At 69.3% G+C, this 21,548-nt stretch carries 18 protein-coding genes; 9 read left to right on the top strand and 9 right to left on the bottom strand.

From position 1 onward, the window contains the following. Window positions 1–32 precede the first annotated feature (32 nt). Window positions 33–2,261, top strand: a complete 2,229-nt coding sequence (katG, locus tag NUT86_RS39515; RefSeq protein WP_274740212.1) for a catalase/peroxidase HPI — start codon at window positions 33–35, stop codon at window positions 2,259–2,261. A gap of 499 nt (window positions 2,262–2,760) precedes the next feature. Here katG and NUT86_RS39510 read toward each other — a convergent pair whose 3' ends face one another. Then, window positions 2,761–3,369 carry an XRE family transcriptional regulator gene (locus NUT86_RS39510; RefSeq protein WP_274740211.1) on the bottom strand — a complete coding sequence of 203 codons (609 nt, stop codon included), beginning with the start codon at window positions 3,367–3,369 and terminating at the stop codon, window positions 2,761–2,763. Window positions 3,370–3,456: 87 nt separating this feature from the next. On the opposite strand from NUT86_RS39510, the gene NUT86_RS39505 reads away from it, so the two are divergent. The 4 genes from NUT86_RS39505 (at window position 3,457) to cpt (ending at window position 6,270) form a co-directional block, all read left to right on the top strand. Continuing rightward, on the top strand, window positions 3,457–4,083 hold the full coding sequence (locus tag NUT86_RS39505) for a class I SAM-dependent methyltransferase (RefSeq protein WP_266450740.1): 627 nt from the start codon (window positions 3,457–3,459) through the stop codon (window positions 4,081–4,083). Window positions 4,084–4,126: 43 nt separating this feature from the next. Beyond that, window positions 4,127–4,627 (top strand): DinB family protein, encoded by a 501-nt coding sequence (locus tag NUT86_RS39500; RefSeq protein ID WP_274740210.1) that lies wholly within the window; start codon window positions 4,127–4,129, stop codon window positions 4,625–4,627. A 461-nt stretch (window positions 4,628–5,088) separates the two neighbouring features. Continuing rightward, entirely contained in the window at window positions 5,089–5,628 is a 540-nt protein-coding gene (locus NUT86_RS39495; protein ID WP_274740209.1) for an SRPBCC family protein, read from the top strand. Between the two features lie 108 nt (window positions 5,629–5,736). Further along, window positions 5,737–6,270 carry a chloramphenicol phosphotransferase CPT gene (cpt, locus tag NUT86_RS39490; RefSeq protein WP_274740208.1) on the top strand — a complete coding sequence of 178 codons (534 nt, stop codon included), beginning with the start codon at window positions 5,737–5,739 and terminating at the stop codon, window positions 6,268–6,270. A gap of 195 nt (window positions 6,271–6,465) precedes the next feature. On the opposite strand, the gene NUT86_RS39485 is transcribed toward cpt, so the two are convergent. After that, a complete protein-coding gene (locus NUT86_RS39485) occupies window positions 6,466–7,824 on the bottom strand; it encodes a flavin monoamine oxidase family protein (RefSeq protein ID WP_018091419.1) in 1,359 nt (452 codons plus the stop codon). Window positions 7,825–8,076: 252 nt separating this feature from the next. Beyond that, window positions 8,077–9,000, bottom strand: coding sequence for an alpha/beta fold hydrolase (locus NUT86_RS39480; protein ID WP_274740207.1), 924 nt, complete (start codon window positions 8,998–9,000; stop codon window positions 8,077–8,079). Between the two features lie 216 nt (window positions 9,001–9,216). Between NUT86_RS39480 and NUT86_RS39475 the strand changes: the two genes are divergently transcribed. Next, window positions 9,217–9,849: a CGNR zinc finger domain-containing protein gene (locus tag NUT86_RS39475; protein WP_274740206.1), complete on the top strand. Its 633-nt coding sequence runs from the start codon at window positions 9,217–9,219 to the stop codon at window positions 9,847–9,849. A 256-nt stretch (window positions 9,850–10,105) separates the two neighbouring features. Here NUT86_RS39475 and NUT86_RS39470 read toward each other — a convergent pair whose 3' ends face one another. Further along, complete coding sequence (locus tag NUT86_RS39470) at window positions 10,106–12,526, bottom strand: penicillin acylase family protein (protein ID WP_274740205.1); 2,421 nt, start codon at window positions 12,524–12,526, stop codon at window positions 10,106–10,108. A 300-nt stretch (window positions 12,527–12,826) separates the two neighbouring features. Then, the gene (locus NUT86_RS39465; protein WP_274740204.1) at window positions 12,827–14,830 is read right to left on the bottom strand and encodes a PE-PGRS family protein; all 2,004 of its coding nucleotides are present in this window, start codon (window positions 14,828–14,830) and stop codon (window positions 12,827–12,829) included. Window positions 14,831–15,061: 231 nt separating this feature from the next. Between NUT86_RS39465 and NUT86_RS39460 the strand changes: the two genes are divergently transcribed. Beyond that, entirely contained in the window at window positions 15,062–15,538 is a 477-nt protein-coding gene (locus NUT86_RS39460) for a hypothetical protein (protein WP_018091426.1), read from the top strand. 65 nt (window positions 15,539–15,603) lie between these two features. On the opposite strand, the gene NUT86_RS39455 is transcribed toward NUT86_RS39460, so the two are convergent. Continuing rightward, window positions 15,604–16,020: a MerR family transcriptional regulator gene (locus NUT86_RS39455; RefSeq protein WP_018091427.1), complete on the bottom strand. Its 417-nt coding sequence runs from the start codon at window positions 16,018–16,020 to the stop codon at window positions 15,604–15,606. 77 nt (window positions 16,021–16,097) lie between these two features. Between NUT86_RS39455 and NUT86_RS39450 the strand changes: the two genes are divergently transcribed. Continuing rightward, window positions 16,098–17,300 (top strand): alkene reductase, encoded by a 1,203-nt coding sequence (locus NUT86_RS39450; RefSeq protein WP_274740203.1) that lies wholly within the window; start codon window positions 16,098–16,100, stop codon window positions 17,298–17,300. Window positions 17,301–17,436: 136 nt separating this feature from the next. Here the strand turns inward: NUT86_RS39450 and NUT86_RS39445 are convergent, their stop codons facing one another. The 3 genes from NUT86_RS39445 to NUT86_RS39435 all read right to left on the bottom strand — a co-directional run bounded on the left by NUT86_RS39445 (window position 17,437) and on the right by NUT86_RS39435 (window position 20,028). Further along, window positions 17,437–18,198, bottom strand: coding sequence for a MerR family transcriptional regulator (locus NUT86_RS39445; protein WP_274740201.1), 762 nt, complete (start codon window positions 18,196–18,198; stop codon window positions 17,437–17,439). A gap of 271 nt (window positions 18,199–18,469) precedes the next feature. Then, complete coding sequence (locus NUT86_RS39440; protein WP_078518720.1) at window positions 18,470–18,670, bottom strand: DUF1918 domain-containing protein; 201 nt, start codon at window positions 18,668–18,670, stop codon at window positions 18,470–18,472. A gap of 272 nt (window positions 18,671–18,942) precedes the next feature. Beyond that, window positions 18,943–20,028 (bottom strand): helix-turn-helix domain-containing protein, encoded by a 1,086-nt coding sequence (locus NUT86_RS39435; RefSeq protein WP_274740200.1) that lies wholly within the window; start codon window positions 20,026–20,028, stop codon window positions 18,943–18,945. A 99-nt stretch (window positions 20,029–20,127) separates the two neighbouring features. On the opposite strand from NUT86_RS39435, the gene NUT86_RS39430 reads away from it, so the two are divergent. After that, entirely contained in the window at window positions 20,128–21,423 is a 1,296-nt protein-coding gene (locus tag NUT86_RS39430; protein ID WP_274740199.1) for an MFS transporter, read from the top strand. Window positions 21,424–21,548 lie beyond the last annotated feature (125 nt).

Here is a 21,548-nt window from a genome sequence, read left to right as displayed (position 1 = left end):
ACCCGTGATCCGCCCCGTTCGGAAGGATTTCCATGTCTGAGAACCACGATGCAATCGTCACGGACCCGAAGCCCGAGGAGGCAGGTGGCTGCCCGGTCGCGCACGGCCGCGCCCTCCACCCGACCCAGGGTGGTGGAAACCGCCAGTGGTGGCCGGAGCGGCTCAACCTCAAGATCCTTGCCAAGAACCCTGCCGTGGCGAACCCGCTGGGCGAGGAGTTCGACTACGCCGAGGCGTTCAAGAGCCTCGACCTTCCAGCCGTGAAACGGGACATCGCGGAGGTACTGACCACCTCGCAGGACTGGTGGCCGGCCGACTTCGGGCACTACGGCCCGTTCATCATCCGGATGGCGTGGCACAGCGCGGGCACCTACCGGATCAGCGACGGCCGCGGCGGCGCCGGTGCCGGCCAGCAGCGCTTCGCCCCGCTCAACAGCTGGCCGGACAACGCCAACCTCGACAAGGCCCGCCGCCTGCTGTGGCCGGTCAAGAAGAAGTACGGCCAGAGCCTGTCCTGGGCCGACCTGATGGTCCTGTCCGGCAATGTCGCGCTGGAGACGATGGGCTTTACGACCTTCGGTTTCGGCGGCGGCCGTGCGGACGTCTGGGAGCCGGAGGAGGACGTCTACTGGGGTCCGGAGACCACCTGGCTCGACGACGAGCGCTACACCGGTGACCGGGAGCTGGAAAACCCCCTCGGCGCGGTCCAGATGGGCCTGATCTACGTCAACCCGGAGGGCCCGAACGGCACCCCGGACCCGCTCGCCGCGGCCCGCGACATCCGTGAGACGTTCCGCCGGATGGCGATGAACGACGAGGAGACCGTCGCCCTGGTCGCCGGCGGCCACACCTTCGGCAAGACCCACGGCGCAGGTCCGGCGGACAACGTCGGCCCCGACCCCGAGGCGGCCACGTTCGAGGAGCAGGGCCTGGGCTGGAGGAACACCTACGGCACCGGCAAGGGCGGCGACACGATCACCAGCGGTCTCGAGGGTACGTGGACGAACACCCCGACGGCCTGGGACAACAGCTTCTTCGAGATCCTCTTCGGCTACGAGTGGGAGCTGTTCAAGAGCCCCGCCGGTGCGCACCAGTGGCGGCCGAAGGGCGGCGCCGGGGCCGGCACCGTCCCCGACGCCCACGACGCGTCCAAGAGCCACGCCCCCACGATGCTGACGACCGACCTCGCGCTGCGCTTCGACCCCGCCTACGAGCAGATCTCGCGTCGCTTCCTGGAAAACCCCGACGAACTCGCGGACGCCTTCGCCCGCGCCTGGTACAAGCTGACCCACCGCGACATGGGCCCGAAGTCGCTGTACCTGGGGCCGGAGGTCCCGGCCCAGACGCTGCTGTGGCAGGACCCCCTGCCCGCGGTGACGCACGAACTCGTCGACGCCCAGGACATCGCCACCCTCAAGAGCCAGATCCTCAGCCAGGACCTGCCGGTCTCCCAGCTGGTGTCCACCGCCTGGGCCTCGGCCTCGACCTTCCGCGGCAGCGACAAGCGCGGCGGCGCCAACGGCGCACGTATCCGCCTCCAGCCGCAGAACGGATGGGAGGCCAACGACCCCGACGAGCTGGCAACGGTCCTGCGCGCCCTCGAAGGGATCCAGCAGTCCTTCAACGGCTCCCACACCGGCGGCAAGCAGATCTCACTCGCCGACCTGATCGTCCTCGCCGGCGGCGCAGCCATCGAGCAGGCCGCCAAGGACGCCGGCTTCGACATCCAGGTCCCCTTCACCCCCGGCCGCACCGACGCCTCCCAGGAACAGACCGACGTGGAGTCGTTCGCCGCCCTCGAACCGACCGCCGACCCGTTCCGTAACTACCACGGCAAGGGCAATCGCCTGCCGGCCGAGCACCTCCTGCTCGACAAGGCCAATCTGCTCACCCTCAGCGCCCCCGAGATGACCGTCCTCCTCGGCGGCCTCCGCGCCCTGGGCGCCAACCACCAGCAGTCCTCGCTCGGCGTGTTCACCACCACCCCCGGCACCCTGACCAACGACTTCTTCGTCAACCTCCTCGACCTGAACACCACATGGAAGGCGACGTCCCAGGACCAGAGCACCTTCGAGGGCCGCGACGCCACGGGCGCAGTCAAGTGGACCGGCTCCCGCGCCGACCTCGTCTTCGGCTCGAACTCCGAACTGCGCGCACTCGCAGAGGTCTACGCAAGCGATGACGCGAAGGAGAAGTTCGTCAACGACTTCGTCGCGGCATGGGACAAGGTGATGAACCTGGACCGGTTCGACCTCAGCTGACCATGACGTCCAGGCCGGTCGGCCCCGCGCCGGCCGGCCTGGACACCCACTGCCGATAAGTCGCGGCAGGATCCGCCCCACACGCACGGCACGCACGGCACGCACGCCGCCGAAAAGACCGTGGCCGTGGCCGTGGCCGTGGCCGGGCAAGAAGGAATGCCCGGACGGGCCCCGTCAACCGGCGGGTGCTGCGGCGCGCTTCACCGCCGCCTGGCGAACCAGGCGACCGAAGCCACGGTCCCCGTTGACACCACGACGGCCACCTTCACCGACAGGAGTCCGAGGCCGGGAGTCCACCACCCAACCTTCCACGCCAGGACCCATAACAGCCCTAAAGCCACCACTGTGCAGCCCACAGACGTGGCGACACGCACGGTACGACGGCCTTGAGACTCCGCACTGTTTCCCTCATCCATGGGTGCGACTTTAGGGACCAGGTCGAAGTCCGCTCCGGCCAATTCAGGCTTTGGCCAAATCGCCGGGAGCAGGACCTCTGCGTTCACCGCCGTCCCCCGGCCTGGTCGGCCCGATGAGGGTCGGTGCGTACGTGCGCACGCACCCCTTGCAGGCCGAACAGGATGAGAAGCTCAACCACGCCGCCGTCGGCACTGCCCAGCCAGTGGGGCAAGGACGTGTCGAACTCGGCTGCCTCACCGGGCGGCAGCGTCAGGTCGCGCTCGCCGGTCACGAGCCGCAGGCGTCCGCTGAGCACGTAGAGCCATTCGAAGCCTTCGTGAGTCTGCGGGGCCGGTTCGAGTGGTTCCGGCTGGGCGGGGATGATCATCTTGAACGCGTGCACCCCGCCCGGTCGCCGGGACAGGGGCACGAAGGTCATCCCGAACCGTCTGATCGGCTTGAGGTGTATCCGGGGGTCGCCGGTGTGCGGGGCGCCGACGAGGTCGTCCAACGGAACGTCATAGGTACGGGCTAGCGGCAGCAGCAACTCCAGGCTCGGCCGGCGCTGCCCGCTCTCCAGCCGGGACAGAGTGCTCTCCGATACGCCGGTCGTCGCCGCGAGGCCGGCGAGGGTGATGCCGCGGGCACGACGCAGCGCACGAAGGCGCGGCCCCACCGCGTCGAGCACTTCATCGTCCGTCCTGTGATCCATCAGGTCATCTTGCCGTAACCGCAAGATTCCGTGCCAGGTCATGGGATGCCTGGCAAAACTGAGCGTATCCCGACACAAGGAGTCTTGATGAACACCACCGATGCGGTCGCGTTCTGGGACGGCGTCTACGCGGCCCGACCGGCAGCCGGCGGCCCGCAGCCGAATGCCCGCCTCACCGAGACGGGGACGGGCCTGCCGCCCGGTGACGCGTTGGACCTCGGATGCGGCGACGGCGGCGACGCGCTGTGGCTCGCCCGCCTGGGGTGGCAGGTCACCGCCGTCGACATCTCGGCCGTGGCGGTCGAGCGGCTCGCCGCCCTCGTCCGCTCACACGGCCTGGACGACCGCGTCACCACCGTGCGGGCCGACTTGCACACGTCTTTCCCGCCCGGCGGATTCGACCTGGTCTGCGCCCACTACCTCCACACCCCCTTCGACCTGGACCGGGCAACCGTTCTGCGCTCGGCCGCGCACGCACTGCGCCCGGGCGGGCGGCTGCTGGTCGTCGACCACGGCTCGGCCGCGCCGTGGTCGTGGAACCAGGAGCCCGGCATCCGCTACCCGAGCCCGCGGGAAGTCGCCGCGGGTATCGACCTGGCGCCGCAGACATGGACGGTCGAGCGGGCCGACGCACCCCGCCGGATCGCGACCGGACCGGACGGGCGCACCGCCGAGGTCACCGACCACGTCCTCCTCATCCGCCGCACCGCCTGACACGGGGGCCGATGCCCGCCCCGACAAAGGAAGGGAGACCACGATGCCCAGCACCACGCGCCGCAACGGCCGCCGCGACACCCCGCCGCCCCGTACCGGAAGCAACGAGACCGAGATCCTGCACGGATTCCTCAACTACCTCCGGACCTCGATCGCCGCGAAGGTCGACGGCGCCCCCGAACCGCAGGTGCGCACAGCCGCAGTGCCGTCGGGCACGAACCTGCTCGGCCTGCTCAACCACCTGACGTTCGTTGAGCGTTCGCTGTTCCTCGGGGACGACGTCACCGACTGGCAGGCGACGTTCCAAGCCGCACCGTCGGACAGCGTGGCCGATGTTGTCGCCCGCTACCGCGACGCGGTCAAGCGCGCGAACGACGTTCTCGACGGGTGCACCGATCTCGGCGCACCCGTCCCCCGACTGCGGCCGGACCGCCCCGCTCCCAGCATCCGCTGGGCACTCACCCACATGATCGAGGAGACCGGCCGGCACGCGGGCCACGCGGACATCCTCCGCGAACTCATCGACGGCACGACCGGCCGCTGATCCGCCTTCAGGTCTCGTTCGGCGGCACGGCGTTCGGCGGCACCTCTGACCGGTCCCCGTTCACCAGCACCGAGATCGACGAGTACGCACGAACCTACAGCCGGCCCAAGGTCCTGTCGGGCGGCTTCGAGCTCTACCGCGCCCTCGACAAAGACGTCCGCGACACCGTGGCAGCACCACCGATACGTGTCCCGGCCCTGCTCATGACCGCCCAAGGACAACTCAACGCGATCCGGGGCACAGTGGCCCCGCGCATGACCAACATCGTGCGGGCGGTGGACGTGCCGAAGGCCGGGCAGTGGCTCGTCGAGGAGAACCCCCCGTTCGTCACCGCCGAGCTCTTGCGCTTCCTCGACGGATGACCACGCCACCGATGCGGCGCGAGACGCCGCTCGGCACGGGCGCCACTTCCGGTCGTCACCATCCAGTTCGCCGACTGGCTCTCGCCCCACCAGATCAACATGCGGCCGACCGACCGCCACCACGTCGACCGCGTCTTCCTGGCCGGGAACACCGTCCACATCAACATCCACTCACAGGAGCCCTCTGCCATGCACACATACGACGTCACAGTGACCACCAGCGCCTCGCCGGAAGTGGTCTGGAAGCTGCTGGTCCACGCCGCGAGCTGGCCGCTGTGGTCCAAGGTGGACAGTCTGGACACGACACGGTCGGTCGACCTCGACCCCGGCGGCGACGACGGCGTCGGTGCCGTCCGGGCTTTCCGAACGGGACGCACCGTGACCGGGGAGCGGCTGACCGAGAAGGTCGAGCGACGCCTCTTGGCCTATGAAGACGCGTTCAATTCGTCGCTGCACAACTATCACGCGCGCATCGAGCTGAAGCCGACAGCGAGCTCAGGCACGGTCATCCACTGGTACGGCGAGTACGAGACGAGCTGGCTGTTGGGCTGGGTCATGCCGCGCTACCTCCAGAAGTTCATGCAGGGCATGGCGGATGGGCTGGCCCGCTACGCCGAGGAGTACAAGCCGGCTCAGTGATGCCTACGCCACAGCGCGCGTTCAGCCGGGGCCGCGGCTGATGGCCGCCAATGGGGGCTTGCTGAAATACGTTTACGGCGTCGTGGGGAGTGCCTCTACTGTGACCCGATGACGACTCAGGTGATCGTGCTGAACGGCGGGTCCAGCTCGGGCAAGTCCGGAATTGCCCGGTGTCTGCAGGCGGTTCTGCCGGACCCATGGCTTGCCGTCGGGGTCGACACTCTGATCGAGGCGATGCCCGTATCCATGCAGACATCGGATGCAGGGATCGAGTTTGCCGAAGATGGCGGGGTGAGTGTCGGGCCGGAATTCCGGACGCTGGAAGCAGCATGGATGGCGGGGGTCACCGCGATGGCCAATGCAGGCGCCCGGATCATCGTCGATGAGGTCTTCCTTGGTGGAGCGGCGTCCCAGCAGCGGTGGCAGAAGGCTCTTGGCGGACTGGACGTGCTGTGGGTCGGCGTCAGATGCGAGAGCACGGTGGCCGCAGGCCGCGAGATCGCCCGCGGGAATCGGGTCAAGGGAATGGCCGTATCGCAGGCGGAGGTGGTCCACCAGGGCGTGCTCTATGACCTGGAGGTGGACACCACGCACAGCGAGTCCCTGGAGTGTGCGCGGACCATCGCCGCTCAGACCCGGTGATGGTCACCTCGGTCGCCTGACACCACGGTGGTCCGGCAAACGGCTGGTAGCGGCCGGTAGCAGCCGGCCAGGGACAGGGGACGCGCCCAGCAGCTGAGACGGGTGCCCGCCAGCTGTCGATGTGGGTGTTGAGTTTGCCGGTGGGGGCCCGGTGGGGCCAGTGCGTGCAAGGGGCGCCTTGGATGCTCGGGGGCGTCAGTTCGCGGTCAGGACTTCGCGGGCGGCTCGTTCGCCGGAGCGCACCGCGCCCTCCATCAGTCCGTGCATGAGGGTCGCCGACTCCGTGCTCGCCCAATGGATCCGGCCCACGGGCTCGCGCAGCGCGCTGCCGTAATTGGTCAGCGCGCCCGGCGGGAAATGGGCGACCATTCCGCCCAGCGACCACGGTTGCTCGGACCAGTCGGTCTCCAGGTATGCGGTGGGACGGCGCGCCTCCGGGCCGAAACGCTCGGCGAGCGCGTCCAGCCAGACCTCCTTTCGCTCCTTGGGTTCCAGGCGGCCCAGCCGTACGGCACCAGCTCCGAACGCATAGCTGCTCAGCACGCCCGGCACTCCCGAACGCGGCGTCTGGTCGATGGTGATCGGGACGGGCGACTGGGGCGAGAGCGTCTGGCCGGACAGCTGCTGGCCCCGCCAGAACGGCTCGGAGTACTGCGTGTGCACCCGGATGATCGCCCCGGGCACCACGCGTTGTCGCAGGTGGCTATGGGCAGCGGGCAGCGGCGGGTCGAAGGAGATCCGGCCGGCTAGGACCGGCGGAGTGGCCACGATGACCCGGCGGGCCCGTACGGTGAGCGCGTCGGTGATGACCTCGACGTCGGTCGTGTTCTGGACGATCCGCCGGACCGGGCTGGACAGGTGCACCGCCGTGCCCAGGCGCGCGGCCATCCGCCGGGCCAGTTCGGGGGCTCCACCGTCCACGAGGTGGGATTCCGTCTTCCGGTTGTCGGTGTAGTAGCCGAAGCCGGCGCCCCCGCCACCGCGTGCCAGAACGAGCGCGCCCAGCAGGGAAACCTCCGCCGGGTCGGCACAGAACAGCAGATTCATCGTCGACCTGAGGAGGGTGTGGGCGGCGGCCGAGGGCACGTTGAGTGGATGGGAGAGCCACTGGCCGAGTGTGCGGGCATCCCAGGTCCGTGCGCGCCGTGCCTCCCACGGGGCATCCGCCGGCAGCCGCCGTGCCATCAGGTTCAGGCGCAGGAAGGCCAGCCCGAGCGTGGCGAGTGCGGCCGGGCCGGTCTTGGGGATGCCGCGGTAGCGGTGGTTGCGGCCGTCGAGGCGTACGAGGTGATCGCCCTTGTCGTACTGCGGGTAGACCTCGAGCCCCAGCTCGCGGCAGAGCTGGAACATCCGGTCCTGGCCCTTTCCCAGCCAGGTGCCGCCCGCGGAGACCACGGTGCCGTCGGGCAGCTCCCGGTTCCAGACACGCCCGCCCACCCGGTCCCTGGCCTCGAGTACCACGACCTCACGCCCGGCCGCAGCCAGCTGCCGCGCGGCCGCCAGTCCCGCGAATCCGGCACCCACGACGCATACGTCCGCCGTCACCTGTTCCATGACCCACCTCCACAGTGCAGCCTCGCGCGCCGGGGCCCGCGGCGCCCGGTGGGTGAGTCGGCCGGGCGGGCGCGGGCGTCCAGTCGGGTGACGTGCCTGATCGGGATCCGGCCTCGGTGTTCGGTGCGGTCGGTCGGGCGCGGCGCCTGGCGATCCGGGGCGCGCAGGGGTGCCCCGTGTCGCCAGGTGGGTGAGGGCCTGTGATGGCGGAGTGAGGCGCTGTTGTTGTGTGTGGGCCGGCTGGGGGCGCGGTCAGTGGTGGAGGAACGGGAGGAGGTGCTCGAGGAGGGCGTCGGGGTGCTCTTCGGGAACGTAGTGGCCGCAGTCGGGCAGGACGGCGCTGTCGAGCTGCTCGGTCACGGGTCCGAGGAGGTCAGCGAGGCGTTGGCCTTGTCCGTGGGCTCCGGCGACGCTGAGGACGGGCAGGGTGAGCGGATGGCGCTTGCGCCGGTGGTTCTGGGCGATGTTGTCGTCGGTGGCCCGGTAGTAGTCGAAGCTGGCGCGCAGTGCCTCGGGGTCGCGGGCGAGGCTTTCGACGTAGAAGGCGACCGCTGAGTCCGGCAGCGGGCGGGCGGCTTTCTGGCGGAACTGGTCGCCGTAGTAGATGTGCTCGCGGCCGCGGACGAGCTGCTCATTGACGGACCGCTTGCGGTTGAAGGCGAAGTGCCACAGCAGGTCGTTGTGTGCCTCGGAGCCGAAGAGGGGGACGTCGGGCGCGAGTCCGGGGATGGTGGCGTCGAGCAGGGCGAGGCGTTCGAGCACATCGCGATGATCGGCGGCTAGGGCGTAGCCGATCCACATCCCGACGTCGTGCCCGGCCATGGCGAAGCGTTCGTGGCCGAGCGCCCGCATGAGGGCGACGAGTTCCGCCGCCACGGTGCCGGTGTCGTATCCCCCGTGGGGCTTGTCGGACGGTCCGACTCCGCGGGGGTCGACCGCTATGACTCGGAAGTGCTCCGCCAGGCGTGGCATGACCAGGCGCCACACGTACCAGTTCTGCGGCCAGCCGCCGACGAGGAGGACGGGCTGCCCGGCGCCGCCCTGCACGGTGTGCAGCTCCACCTCGCCGATACGGACGAGGGTGCTGTCGAAGACGTCCGTGAAGCCGTCCGGGAGCCAGGGGACGCCGCTCACGGTGCCGAAGCCGGTGAGCGGCCGGAGGGTCGTCGCGGTCATCCGCGTTCTCCTTGCGTGGAGGTGGGGTGGAGTGAGATGGGGTGGGGTGGGGGGGTGTGCGTCGAAGGCGTTGGCACGGTGACGTCGGTGGGTCTGAGGTCCTGGCCAGTTGCCATTGGAACCGCTTCAACTGGTTCACCTGAACCTATTAAGACGGTTCGCTCCATAGACGTCAAGTGTTGGCGTCCGGAGGGGGAGCGACTACGCTGAACCACCATGACCGGTTCATCCGCTGTTGGAAGCGCTCCCACCCCGGCCTCCGGGCGGCGCAGCTCGGAGGGTTTCCGGCTCGGAAACGAGATCCTCGCGTTCCGCTTCGTCGCCACGCTCGGGGAACGGCGCGCCGATCCCGTGGAACGGATCGGCACCCCCGAGCAGCTGCGAGCCTGGCTCATTGCCAACGAACTGGGCAGTGCGGACATGCCTGCCTCCGAGTCCCTCTTGCGGGACGCGCGCGCACTGCGCGAGGCCATTCACCGGGCCGGCACCGCCATCGCCTCGGGCGGTGTTCCGGATCCGGCTGACGAGGAGCTGCTCAACCGCTGGACCGCACGGCACCGGGCGCGGCTCGTCCTCACCGGTGGGCGGGCCAGGTGGCATCTCCCGGAGACCGACTCCGCGCGCGCCGCACTCGCCGTCGTCGCCCTGGACGCCGTCGCGACTCTCGGCGGCCACGGTGACGGTGTGATCAAGCGCTGCGAACAGCACACCTGCGGGGGACTCTTCGTGGACACCAGCCGCGGCCGACGGCGGCGGTGGTGCTCCATGGCCACCTGCGGGAACAAGGTGAAGAAGGCCAATCTCAAGGCAGCACGGGACGGGACCGAGCCGGGCCTCACGGACGGGTGAGCTGGCACCGGCCACTCCGTCGCCTCCGGGGAGGCCCTCCGGGGTGCGGCCGGTGGCTCGGTCCTCGCCGGCGGCGCAGTCCCACGAAAGGTGCCCGAACCCGACTTCGCCCCGGGTCCGGGCACCTTCACCTGCTCACTGACTACGGCAACAACACCGACACCGGCTACAGCCACGACACCGGCCTACGACTACAGCCACAGCACGGCTACGGCTACGGCTACGGCTACGGCTACGGCTACGGCTACGGCTACGGCTACGGCTGAAGGAGAATCCTCATCCCGCCGTTGCGCTCGATCGCCTGCTCGCTGTACAGCAGCGGGAAGTACTCCCCCGCGCTCCACTTGTCCTGGAGGTCCTTGTAGTGCTTACTGCGCTGATCGCCCGACTGGCCAGGGGCGTTGATGACGCGCGAGTTGTCCCACGCGCCGACGTCTAGTGCCATCTTGAACGTCGCGCCGACCACTTCCGCATACGGATGGTCGAGGTGGTGGAAGTACGAGACAGAGACGGTGTCGAAGCTTCCGCCTCTCTCGGTGGGGCCCACGTTCGGGCCGCCGAGCGGGTGCAGGAACACATGGATGTGCATGGCGCCCCACCGCCACGCGCGCTCGTCGGCGCCGAGTTTCGACGCGACCTCGGTGTAGGCCTTCGGGAGCGTGCTGAGCAGCAGTTCGTCCCGCTTCCGCGCGCCGTCGGCGCCGAACCAGTCATCGGGGCGGACGAATGAGTCATTCATGACGCGCAGGTCGAATTCGATACTGATGCCCACCAGGTAATCCGCCGCCGGCTTCGGCAGCAGGAGCTGTGCCCAGGCGGGGTACAGGAACCGCATCATCCACGTTTCGAACAGCGCCGCTGCCGCCGAGTCCTTACTGGCTACGCCGTCATAACTGGACAGCAGTCGCAGTGCCTTGGCCGTCGTCGGGTCGGTCGAACGCAACTTCTTCACATACGGCAGGAACTGGCCGGCGACTCCTGACTTCACGTCGTTCTGCAGCGCCAGGGTGTCAGCGATGGATGTACCTCGCTGCTGGGAAAGGACCTCGTGAATACGGTCCTTCCGATAGGCCGGCTGCCAGTCGTAGGTGGGTATCGGGTAGCCGGGAGGGAAATTGAATTCGTTGGCCGACACAAAGAATCCCGACCGGGGATTACGCGAGGTGGGCAGCTGCGCGTTGTCGTAGAACCCGTCCCATTCGAAACGCCCGTCACCGGGCACCGGAAGCAGACCGTCATACCCTCTGCCGCTGCGCTTCGGGATCAACGCTCCGGGGGCCCAGCCGATGTCACCCTTGGTGTCGGCGTAGACCAGATTCGACCCGGGAGTCTTCCACCTGCTGATCGCCTCGACGAATTCGCGCGAGTCCTTGACACGCTGGAAGTTGAGGCTGCCGAGATACGGCGACGTGCCCGGTTCCGTCCAGACGGTGCGCACCGCATACGCCTTGTGGTTCTTTTCGTCGATTTTTACGACGGGTCCGTGTCGGGTGAACGACAGCTGAGCCTGGCGGGGTTCACCGCCGGCCACCGCGATCTTTTCCGTGACGGTGGTCAGCTTTTCCCAGCGATCGCGGTAGCGGTATCTGCTGTGGTCTTCCGGATCGAGCTCGTAGACATAGAGATCCGCCTGGCCCGCGGGGAGATTGGTCAGGCCGAACGCGACCATGCCGTTGTGCCCCATGCTGATGCCGGGATTCCACGGCTCACCGGCTCCGATGATATTCAGTCCCGGAGCGCTGAGATGGGCGATGTAGCGGTTGGCGGGGAGCGTGTAATCCTCCCGGTGCGGGTCACCCGCGAGGATCGGCCGACCGGTCGCCGTACGCGTCGCCGCGACCGCCCACGCATTGCTTCCGGTCGCGCTCTCCCGCAGCACATTCCGCCCGTCCGGCATTCTGCGCAGCTTGCCGTCCGCAAACACCATGGGAGAGGTAGCAAGGCTGTAGACCCCCAGGACATCGGCGGGTATGAGGCTCAGATCGAGCCCCTCCGGCACCTGAACCGTGTGGTCGGGTTCCAGCTTGTGGAAGTACGTACTCGCCTTGTTCCCTCCGACGCTCATGAGCCGGGCACGGGCGACCTGCGAACTGAGGTTGCCCCCGATTCCGTGGGTGCGGATCCGCACCACGTCCTCCGGACTCCAGCGCGCGGGCCGGTAACCCAGCTTCTGGAATTCGGCCGGCAGAGCGTCGGGATGGTCACCGAGCCAGTCGATGTAACCGTTGATCCCGGCGACGAAACGGGTCGCCGCCTCGCGGGCCTCGGGACCGTAACTCGCCCACTCGGCCGCCATGTCACCGCGGTAGAGGAACAACCGCGCGGCCCGGTCCTGTTCGACGTATGACGCGCCCAGCACCTCGCTGAAACGGCCCAGACCCCGCCGCCGCCAGGTGTCGATCTGGAAAAGCCGCTCCCGGGCAGCGTTGAATCCCTGCGCCTGGAAAAGGTCACCGACATTGTCGGCGAAAATGTGCGGCACGCCCCACACATCGACCGTCACACGGACCGGCTTCTTCAGCCCGGGCACGGAATACCTTTGCCCCTCGTCCTCCTTCCACTGCGTACGCAACGGCTGGGCAGATGCCGTACCGGCCGGCAGGGTTCCGGTCAGCGCGACGGCAGCGCCGGCAAGACCGGTACCCAGCAGAGCCCGACGGGAAGGAGGAGGTGACATGGCATTCCTCACAAACGAGTTCGGCAAACGGTCAGTGCCCGCGGAGGCATCACGCAGAGGGGCGTCACGACTATTTCCCCGGGGAGTTGAGGTCGATCCCCTCGCACCGGAAAGCTATCCGGCCCACGAGCGCCACCACACCCGTAACCTCCCCCTAATCTCCGGGGGCTTTTCCGCTACCCCTAGGAGAGGGACCACACGAGACTCCGCACTCGCCGCCCCCGCCGTCGCCCAGGCACTCACACACAGGGACGGGTCAGGAACAGGTCCCGGTTGCCCCGGTTGACCCGGTTGACCGGCTCAAGGGCTCGGAATGCCGCTGGTCGGGGGCTGGAGCCGCTGGATCATCTGCTCCATGACGGCGACGGGTAGCGACGGGTGCCGCGCTGCAGTCTGTGCGGTGTCGGTGTCACGGAGCAGTTGGACCAGCACTCGGGCGGGCAATCGTGGGTGCCGGGCCGCCGCGTGGCGTATGTGCTCGTGCGGGTCGTCGAGCATCCGCACGGCCGATGCGGGCGTCAGCCGGGGGTCGTTCGCTGCCCGCAGCCGTACCTCCGCCTCGGTGTCGCGGCTGAATCGCTCCACCAGTTCGGGCGTCGATTCCGGGTCATCAAGGGCCAGTTGACGCATACGCGGGTTCGGGTCCCCGGCGTAGCGCAGGAGGCCGTGGCGGGGGAAGTTCGGATGGCCGCGGGGGCGGTCCGGGGTGCTGAGGCTGCCGGTCCACCATTGCCACACCCTGAGCAGCATCTCGGCGGGTGCGTCGTCGCAGGACTCCGCGAGAAAGAGCTGGACGACACGGTCCTCGTCCTGGGCTAGACGTTCGATGACGTCCGGTGGGAGATGCTGGGCACGGGCGACGCTTCTGCGCACGAGGGGGTGGGACGAGGCGGCCAGGCGGCGCATGGCGTCGGTGTCGTCGTGCAGCGCGGTGACCCAGCGGAGTGCGGAGTGGTGTCCGCGCGGGTCGAAGTCGATCTGGATGCCGGACCGCTGCTCCTCGGTGAGATCGGGGCGGGTGGCCACCACGGAGCGGACGTTCTCGTCGGGGTCCCGGGCGAGGAGCGCGACGAGGTCCCGCTCCAGGTGCGGGTTGCCGGCGAGGGCGCAGCGCTGGGCCGGAGTGCCGTGGTGTGCACGGTTTTCGGCGAGTTCGCGCTCCAGGCGACAGGTCTCCACGGCACGGTCCTTGAGGTCCTCGGAGTCGAAGACCGATGGGGGCATCGGATGGTCCTTGTGGTGCTGGAGGATTGCCTCTGCGCGGACCGTGCCGTGGAGGTCACCCAGGAGATTGCGCCTGACCGGGATCTCCAGGCGAGCCCAGGCCCTCGCGCAGACCATGGCGCGCACGGCCGGGTCGGGGTCGGCAGCCAGCGCGGTCACGGTGCGCGGAGGAAGTCCGGGCAGACGGACGGTCTCTTCGCGGACCGGTGCGTAAGAGTCTGCGGACAGCTGTTCATGGACGGCCTCGGTGAGCTCTGCGCGCCGGTCCGCCGCGAGCGACGTGAGGACCCATCGGCGCCGGGGGTGCTCCTCGCCGAGGATCAGACGGGCCCACTGCTCAGCAGTGATGTTCGGCTGGGCCTCGGCCAGCAGCTCCCGCACCTTCCACTCCGGGTGGACCATCGCCGCCTCCACTACGGCGGTGGGCAAGCGGCGCCACAGAAGGAAGTGCGACAGACCCAGCAGCCTCGCGCGTACGTCCTCGGGCGTGGACGGGTTGAGTGCCAGTCCATGCGCCCACAACTCGCGCAGCCTGCCCGGAGGACACGGCCCCTGAAGCAGCGATGCCCAGGCGGCGGCCCGCTCCTCCGGGGACTCCTGAGCCTTGGTCCGCGCGGCAGCCTCCTGCCGCTCCTTGATCCGGTCCACGGTGACGAGCCAGACCTCGCCTTCCTCGGTGGTCGCCCCGAGCAGGGTGTTGCCGTCCGTCGAGAGCGTCAGGAATTCCGGTTGGCCCGGCCGCTCCCCCAGCACGCCGGCAAGGTTCCATCGGGCGGTGAGCCGCACCCGCGTCCAGCCCCTGGGCACGCATCCGGTCCCGTTGCCGGCGACATCGATGAGGAACACACCGTCCTCACCGATGATCCCTTCCTTGACCGCGAGCCGGTGCCACTGAGTGTTGAGCTCGGCGACCACGTCCGGCCGGTCGATCTGCACAGCCACGGCCGGCTCAGCTTCGAAGGCAATCACTGGACGCCATGCGGCCCGGGGCGGCAGTACCTCTTCGGTGCGCCGGTCCCCCACGATGTCCAGCCCGGCGCGCCGCAGCAGTTCCACGTACTTGTCACTCCCACCCGTCATGGAAGCCCATCCTGCCTTGATGCGCTTCCTGGTCGCTCAGCGGCTCATGTCGCAGGCACCGCGGGTCTGTTGGAGCTGAGGCCGTCCCGGCCGTCAGCATCGGCCGCGGCGAGTACGAGGACACGTCCGGTGCTCCGGCCGAAGACCAGGCGGGCGCCCTGTCGCAGGCAGGAACGGCGCTGCCTCGCCGGTCCGGGGAACCATCTCCGGCTTCGTCTCGTCAGTCATCACGTGTTTGGACCTTGGGATGACATTGACGAGTTCACCAGCCGCATCGAGAACGTCATCGGTGGCTACCCCACCGGTGATCCGTGGGCGACGATTGACATCTGTATCAGCGAGCTGGAGACCGACTTGGACAGTGACGCCACTGTCTACTGGGTCCTCGGGGTCGCTGCCGTCGGCCCGTGGATGGAGTGGTGCGACGAGCGCCCGGATCTCGTCCGCCGAGCGGAGAAGGCGCTGGAGGCAGCGCTCGCCGCCTTCCGTCAGCGGGAGGACAGCTGTACGCATGACACTCACCCGTGGGATGAGGGGCCTTTCAGCATCCCGGACGATCTCACTGGCTTCATGTACCGGCTCCAAGAGGCGGACGACTGGGAACCCGATCCGGAGTACCCGGAAGACGAGGCGCCGTACGGCCCGGACTTCAGCGAACTCATGCGCTGCCCACGCAATGTGGCCGCCTTCGCGAGTGCCGCCGTGTAGGGCGAACTTCCCCGAAGGATCCAACGGTGGTGGCGGGCTCGAAGACTGGGCGTGGCCTCGGTTGATCAGGCAGGTCCGCGGTGTAGCCGGGTGGTATCGGCGCGGGACATGGCGGAGGCCGGCGGGTCGGCCGAGGCCGTGGTGATGGCTTCGTCCAGGACGTCGCGGGAGCGGATCAGGTCGGTGATCATTCGGTCGATGCGCTCCCGTTCCGCCGTGAGCTCGGTGACCAGCCGCGGGGTGGCGATCTCGGACGGGCCGCCGTCCGCATCCCTCATGCAGGGAAGCAGCTGCGCGATCTTCTTGCTGTTCAGCCCCGCGGCGTAGAGCGCCTGGATGCGGATGACCCGGTCGACGGCCCACTCGCCGTAGTGCCGCTGGCCACCCGGAGTGCGCTCGGCCCTCAGCAGCCCCTGCGTCTCGTAATAGCGCAGCGAACGCTCGCTCACCCCACTGCGCCGGGCCAGTTCACCGATCCGCATGTCCCCACCCCGCCCCATCCCGTGTGCCCGCCGACGGACTTGAATCTGACACTGATGTCAACTTCTACCGTACCGACATGACGCACACGCCAGCCATATCCCGCCTGTTCGAACCTGCCCGCCTCGGCGCTCTGCACCTGCCCAACCGCCTGGTCATGGCACCGTTGACCCGCAACCGCGCCGGCGTCGACGGTGTCCCGCAGCCGATCATGACCACGTACTACGCACAACGCGCCTCCGCGGGACTGATCATCGCCGAGGCCGCCACACCGAACGCCGTGGGGCAGACGTACCCCCACATCCCCGCGATCTACAACGAGCGGCACGTCGCCGGATGGCGGCACGTCACCGAAGCGGTGCGGGCCGCGGGTGGCCGGATGTTCCTGCAACTGCAGCACGGCGGCCGGGTCGGCCATCCCGACAACAGTGGGCTGGTACCGGTCGCGCCCTCGCCGGTCCCGCTGCCGGAGACGATCCACACCCCCGACGGGCGCCAGGACGCCGTCGTGCCGCGGGAGATGACCCTCGACGGCATCCGGTCCACCGTGGCCGACTTTGCCACCGCCGCCCGCAACGCCCTCGACGCCGGCTTCGCCGGAGTGGAAGTGCATGCCGCCAACGGCCACCTCCTGCACCAGTTCATGTCGCAGGGCACCAACCGCCGCACCGACGCCTACGGCGGCTCGGTCACCGGCCGCATCAGGTTCGCCGTCGAGGTGACCCAGGCCGTCGCCGAAGCCATCGGCCCCGACCGGGTGGGCCTGCGCATCTCCCCTGGAAACACCATCAACGGCATCGACGAGGGCGACACCGGGAACATCTACCCGGCGCTCATCGAGACCCTGGCCGACTCCGGCCTGGCCTACCTGCACCTCGTGTTCGCCGACCCGGACCAGCCCCTCTTCCATGACCTCCGCAAGTCCTGGCCCGGCACGCTGATCGCCAACCCGGCCCTGGGCTGGGGAACACCACTGCCCGCCGACGGCGGCATGCAGGCGGGCGAGCGGCTGCTGGCCGCGGGAGCCGATCTGATCGCCCTGGGCCGCGCGTTCCTCGCCAACCCCGACCTGGTCGAACGGCTGCGCATCGGCGCACCGCTCAATCCGGTCCGCGACCAGCACATGATGTACGTCGGCGGAGAGACCGGGTACACCGACTATCCCGTGCTGGCCGCGGTCCAGCACCGAGCCGAGACACAACCCGGTTCCGAACCCGCATACGCCCACGCCCACACGCCTGCGTCCAATCCCGCACCCGCACCCGCACCCGCCGGACCGTGACCTTCGCCGACAACCTGGCTGCCTCCAGCCCCGGACCGTCAGGGCTTCCACGCCCTGCGGATCGCCGGGCGGGGGGCCACGGATGCGGGCCGCCGCCATGAGCCATAGCTATAGCGACGGCCCCGGTCCGCTCAGCTCAGCTCAGCCGGGTAGCGGCGTACGCCTCGATGGCATCGCGCTGATACTCGGCCAGGCCCGGCGCGATCGTCTCGTACGCCGCGCGCCACTGCTCGTTGTCCACGCAGGCACGCCCGATCGCGCGATACTCCTGGGCCGAAACTGCCCGGAGTTCGGCCAGCGCACGGTACTGGGCATCGATCTCGGCCTGCGCCGGTACGGCGTCGGCAGGCGTGCCCGCGGCCAGCAGCTCCGCCAGCCGGATCATCTGAGCCGTGCGCTTGCGGTGCCCGGCCTCGATCTCCGCCTCACTCATCGCCGAGGTACGCCGCTCGGTATCCCCCGCCAGCTCCGGGAAAGCACGCAGGCTCTCCCCGTACTGAGCTGGCTCCACCCCCTCGAAGAGGTTCTCCGGCCGGTTGATGCTCGTCATGGGTCTACCGTCCTTCCTGGACTGCTCCAGTTCGGTGATCGTGCGGGAGACGGTGCCGGCCAGGGCGTCGAGCCGGTCGCGCTCGGCGAGCAGCCGACGGTGGTGGCCGCGCAGGGCCTCCAGTTCGTCGACCTGCGCGGCCAGGACCCGGCCGATCTCGGACAGCCCCAGGCCCAGCGCCCGCAGTACGAGAATCTGCTGCAATCGCAGCAACTCGCGCTCCTCGTAGTAGCGGTGACCGTTGGAGCCGATCCGGGCCGGCGGCAGCAGACCGATCTCGTCGTAATGCCGCAGCGTCCGGGCCGTCACACCCGACATCCGGGCGACCTCCGCAATCGGCCAGGCCATCGCCGCCTCCTCACAAGTGCTTCACCGGGCCGACCTCTCCGGCCCTGTTCAAGACGGTAGAAGCTGCCGCAGCGACAACTTCAAGCCCAGTCCCATGATCTCCAGCCCCGCCGGGACGGCACCTGGGCGGAGCTCCGCGTGCACGCGGACGGCGTCGCCCTTTTCCGCTCTGAAGAGTCAGAGTCCAAGAGGGGAAAGGCCGACGCCTCCACAGTCATCTCCGCCGTGCTCGTCTTCCCGCGGTGTGACCAAGGGAGACGGCGTTCCTCACTCAGGCAGGGTCGGATGCTTTGCGATGGTCAACCATGCAGTCCGGTCCGGGGGACATGATGGTTTCGTGGCCATTTTCGGCCCTTACGCGGAAGGGCGGCGTGCCGTTGGGGCCGAGAACCTCGACGATCTCGACGACCCGATCGTGTTTGCCCACGACCCGACCGTGCATCACAAGGCGATCCCCTTTGGAGGCGTGCATCGTTGCGTTCCTCTCTGCCGTTTGCGACACCGCTGACTGCCGGCATCACCCGTTGTTGCAGAGCGTAAGGGATTGCGTACGCGATTCGGCTCTCCCCGCGGTCGACTGAGGGGCGTATTGGCCGGCTCTCAGTCGACCGGGGTGCTCATGAGGCGACAGCCGCAGAGCCGGTTCACTGCCCCGGGCTGCCCCGGCTGCCCCATCTGCCCCGGCCGTCTCGCTGCGGGAGACCAAGGAACCCCCTCATCAGGTGCGGCGCAGACCGAAGCCACTCAGCGCAGTACGGCCGCCAGCAGGTCGGTCCCCAGCGCCGTCAGATCGGGCAGATTGAGGGTGTGACGGACGTACCGACCGTGCCGCCGGGCCGTGAGCAGGCCCGCGCGGCGCAGGACAGCGAGGTGGCGGGAGACCTCCGGGGGTGAAAGTTCCCAGGCGTGGGCCAGCTCACCGGTGGTGTGCGGGCCGCGGGCAAGGGTGCGCAGGAGCCGCAGCCGTACCGGATGTGCGAGTGCCTCCAGCCGTAGGGTGACCGTTTCCAGCGCTACGGGTTCCGATGGACTCTGCTCGGCCACGGGGTACTGCACCACCGGCTGCCACCCGGGCGCGTGGACCACCACCAGGTGCGGGCTGCCGAAGACGCTGGGTATGAAGGTGACCCCGGTGCCGTGGGCGGCGGTCGCCTTGTCCTGCAGCTTGTCCACGATGATGCAGTCGCCGTCCGGTGCCAGGGTGACCGCGCCGGAGACCGATGCGAGCGCCGCCCCGATGCCCTGGCGCTTGAGCAGGTCGTTCTTCAGGCGCAGGTCGTTGGCGAGCTGCACGGCGACGCCCGCCCAGGCGGCGTCGAAGAAGGCCTCGGCGCACTGTTCGAGAGTGTGGCGCACCCGCGCCCGCACAGCGGCAGGGTCCGCGAGCAGCCGTTCCGTGAAGGCTTCTTGCCGCGCGCCGCGAGCCTGGGCCAGGTCCAGGGCACGCTCGCGCGCAGTCGCGTCGGTGAGCGGCGACGGCGCGGCGAAGTGGACCCGGTTGCTGCCGCACGTGGTGACGAGCGCGGCGGTCACATACGTCTCGTCGTCGATCCGGTCCACATCGTCCAACTCCTCGGCGAGGGTCGCCCGGGGCCGTGCGGGGATCAGGAAGTCGGCTTGTGACGAACGCCAGAGGAACTCCGCCTCCCGCAACCGCTCGGACAGCTCCGGCCGCAGCCCGGACCGGACCTCCGCCGCCCAGCCGGTGAACTGCGGATGATGCCCGGGTTCGGCCAGAACGTGCAGCATCGCGGTCAGCTCGGCCAGCGGGGAGGCGGCGAACCGCAGCCGCTCGGACGGCAGGCCGCTGATGTCGATCCTCAACGTCATCCCCTCAGCATCACTGACCGGTTGGCCGGCGACGGCGTCGGTTGACGGTGTCCGTCAACCGACGTGCCCAGCCCGGCCTCCCAACGCACCGTAACCGCCATGTCAACCACCACCAAGATCCAGCCTCGCGCCCTCGTCCGTGCCTCCGGAGGCCCCCGCTATGCCGTCGCCCTGGCCGTGGACGCGCTCGGCACCGGCCTGCTGCGGCCCTTTCTGCTGCTCTACGGGGTGACGGTGCTGAGGCTGTCCGCGCCGGCCACCGGCATCGCCATGACGGTCGGCATCGTCGCGGGTCTGGTGTGCATGCCCGCGGTGGGCCGATGGCTGGACCGGGGCGCACGCAGCACGGTCGTGGCGGCGTCGATGCTGGTGCGGGTGGTGGGCGTGGCGCTGCTGCTGGCCACCCCGGCGGGACACGTCTGGCTGTTCGGGACGGCGGCGCTCTTCCTCGGCATCGGCAACCAGGCATGGCCGGCCGCCCACGCGGCTCTCGTGGCCACGGTCGCCCACGGCCGGGAGCGCGACGCCGCTCTCGCGGGAGGCCGCGCCCTGCGCAACGCCGGCCTGGGCGTTGGCGCACTCCTCGCCACCGTATGCCTGGCGGGCGGCACCACCGCGTTGCAGGCGCTGGCGGCCGTCACCGGGCTCGCCTATCTCGCCGCGGCGGCCTTGGCGTGGTCGGTCCGCCTGCACGCGCGTCCGGCCGCCACCCCGGCCGAGGACGGCACCGACGGGCCCGCACCTCGGATGCGCGCGCTACTGGCCGCCAACGTGATCTACGTCTTCTGCCTCAACGTCCCCGAAATCGCGCTGCCTCTGGTCCTGGTGACACAGTTGCACGCATCGCCGGTGTGGTCGGCGGCCATCTTCGTGGCCAACACGGTGCTGGTGGTCACCCTGCAGGTTCCGGTCACCGTCCTGATGTCCCGCTTCTCCCGGCGGAGCGTGCTGGCTCTCGCCGGCGTGGTACTCGCCGCGTCCTACCTCGGCTTCCTCGTGGCCACCTCACTGGGACACGGCTGGGGTGCCCCGGCCGTCGCCACGGTGTCCGTGGTCTGCACTCTCGGCGAGATCATCTATGCCGGCAGCGCCACCGCACTCGTCACAGCCCTCGCCCCGGCCCAGGTACTGGGACGCACCCTCGCCCGCTTCGAGCTCTCCACAGGCTTCGGCCTCGCCGTCTCCCCGACGGTCATCACCGCTCTCGCACCCCACGGCCCGACGGCCCTCTGGGGCAGCCTCGCCGCTGCGACGCTCGTCTCCGCCTCCGCCATTGCCATCGAAAAGGATCATGGAACCGCCGAGCAGGATCAAGGAACGGCCCAGCCGACGCTGTCGCCGGGCCCGAGCAGGCCCGCGAGCTCAGCAATCGCTTCCGGCAACGGTGTGAAGTAGCGGCGGACACTCTCCGGCTTCTGGTGCCGGGACTTCGCCGTCAGCATCAACGGGGACGTGCGCGCCCTGCTCGCCGAGGCCGGCCAGGTGGTCGTCCTACCGCCCCACCGGTGAGGTGTCCACCA

The organism is Streptomyces sp. G7(2002), assembly GCF_028870195.1.
GTDB lineage: Bacteria > Actinomycetota > Actinomycetes > Streptomycetales > Streptomycetaceae > Streptomyces > Streptomyces nigrescens.
This window is presented reverse-complemented; position numbering and strand designations above follow the sequence as displayed.

Coding starts and splice junctions, on each gene's coding strand:
- NUT86_RS39470 (WP_274740205.1), bottom strand. CDS start 12,526: ATGTCACCTCCTCCTTCCCGTCGGGCTCTGCTGGGTACCGGTCTTGCC.
- NUT86_RS39495 (WP_274740209.1), top strand. CDS start 5,089: ATGCGGCCGACCGACCGCCACCACGTCGACCGCGTCTTCCTGGCCGGG.
- NUT86_RS39505 (WP_266450740.1), top strand. CDS start 3,457: ATGAACACCACCGATGCGGTCGCGTTCTGGGACGGCGTCTACGCGGCC.
- NUT86_RS39435 (WP_274740200.1), bottom strand. CDS start 20,028: ATGACGTTGAGGATCGACATCAGCGGCCTGCCGTCCGAGCGGCTGCGG.
- NUT86_RS39455 (WP_018091427.1), bottom strand. CDS start 16,020: ATGCGGATCGGTGAACTGGCCCGGCGCAGTGGGGTGAGCGAGCGTTCG.
- NUT86_RS39465 (WP_274740204.1), bottom strand. CDS start 14,830: ATGACGGGTGGGAGTGACAAGTACGTGGAACTGCTGCGGCGCGCCGGG.
- NUT86_RS39475 (WP_274740206.1), top strand. CDS start 9,217: ATGACCGGTTCATCCGCTGTTGGAAGCGCTCCCACCCCGGCCTCCGGG.
- NUT86_RS39445 (WP_274740201.1), bottom strand. CDS start 18,198: ATGGCCTGGCCGATTGCGGAGGTCGCCCGGATGTCGGGTGTGACGGCC.
- NUT86_RS39510 (WP_274740211.1), bottom strand. CDS start 3,369: ATGGATCACAGGACGGACGATGAAGTGCTCGACGCGGTGGGGCCGCGC.
- cpt (WP_274740208.1), top strand. CDS start 5,737: ATGACGACTCAGGTGATCGTGCTGAACGGCGGGTCCAGCTCGGGCAAG.
- NUT86_RS39500 (WP_274740210.1), top strand. CDS start 4,127: ATGCCCAGCACCACGCGCCGCAACGGCCGCCGCGACACCCCGCCGCCC.
- NUT86_RS39485 (WP_018091419.1), bottom strand. CDS start 7,824: ATGGAACAGGTGACGGCGGACGTATGCGTCGTGGGTGCCGGATTCGCG.
- katG (WP_274740212.1), top strand. CDS start 33: ATGTCTGAGAACCACGATGCAATCGTCACGGACCCGAAGCCCGAGGAG.
- NUT86_RS39430 (WP_274740199.1), top strand. CDS start 20,128: ATGTCAACCACCACCAAGATCCAGCCTCGCGCCCTCGTCCGTGCCTCC.
- NUT86_RS39480 (WP_274740207.1), bottom strand. CDS start 9,000: ATGACCGCGACGACCCTCCGGCCGCTCACCGGCTTCGGCACCGTGAGC.
- NUT86_RS39450 (WP_274740203.1), top strand. CDS start 16,098: ATGACGCACACGCCAGCCATATCCCGCCTGTTCGAACCTGCCCGCCTC.
- NUT86_RS39440 (WP_078518720.1), bottom strand. CDS start 18,670: ATGCACGCCTCCAAAGGGGATCGCCTTGTGATGCACGGTCGGGTCGTG.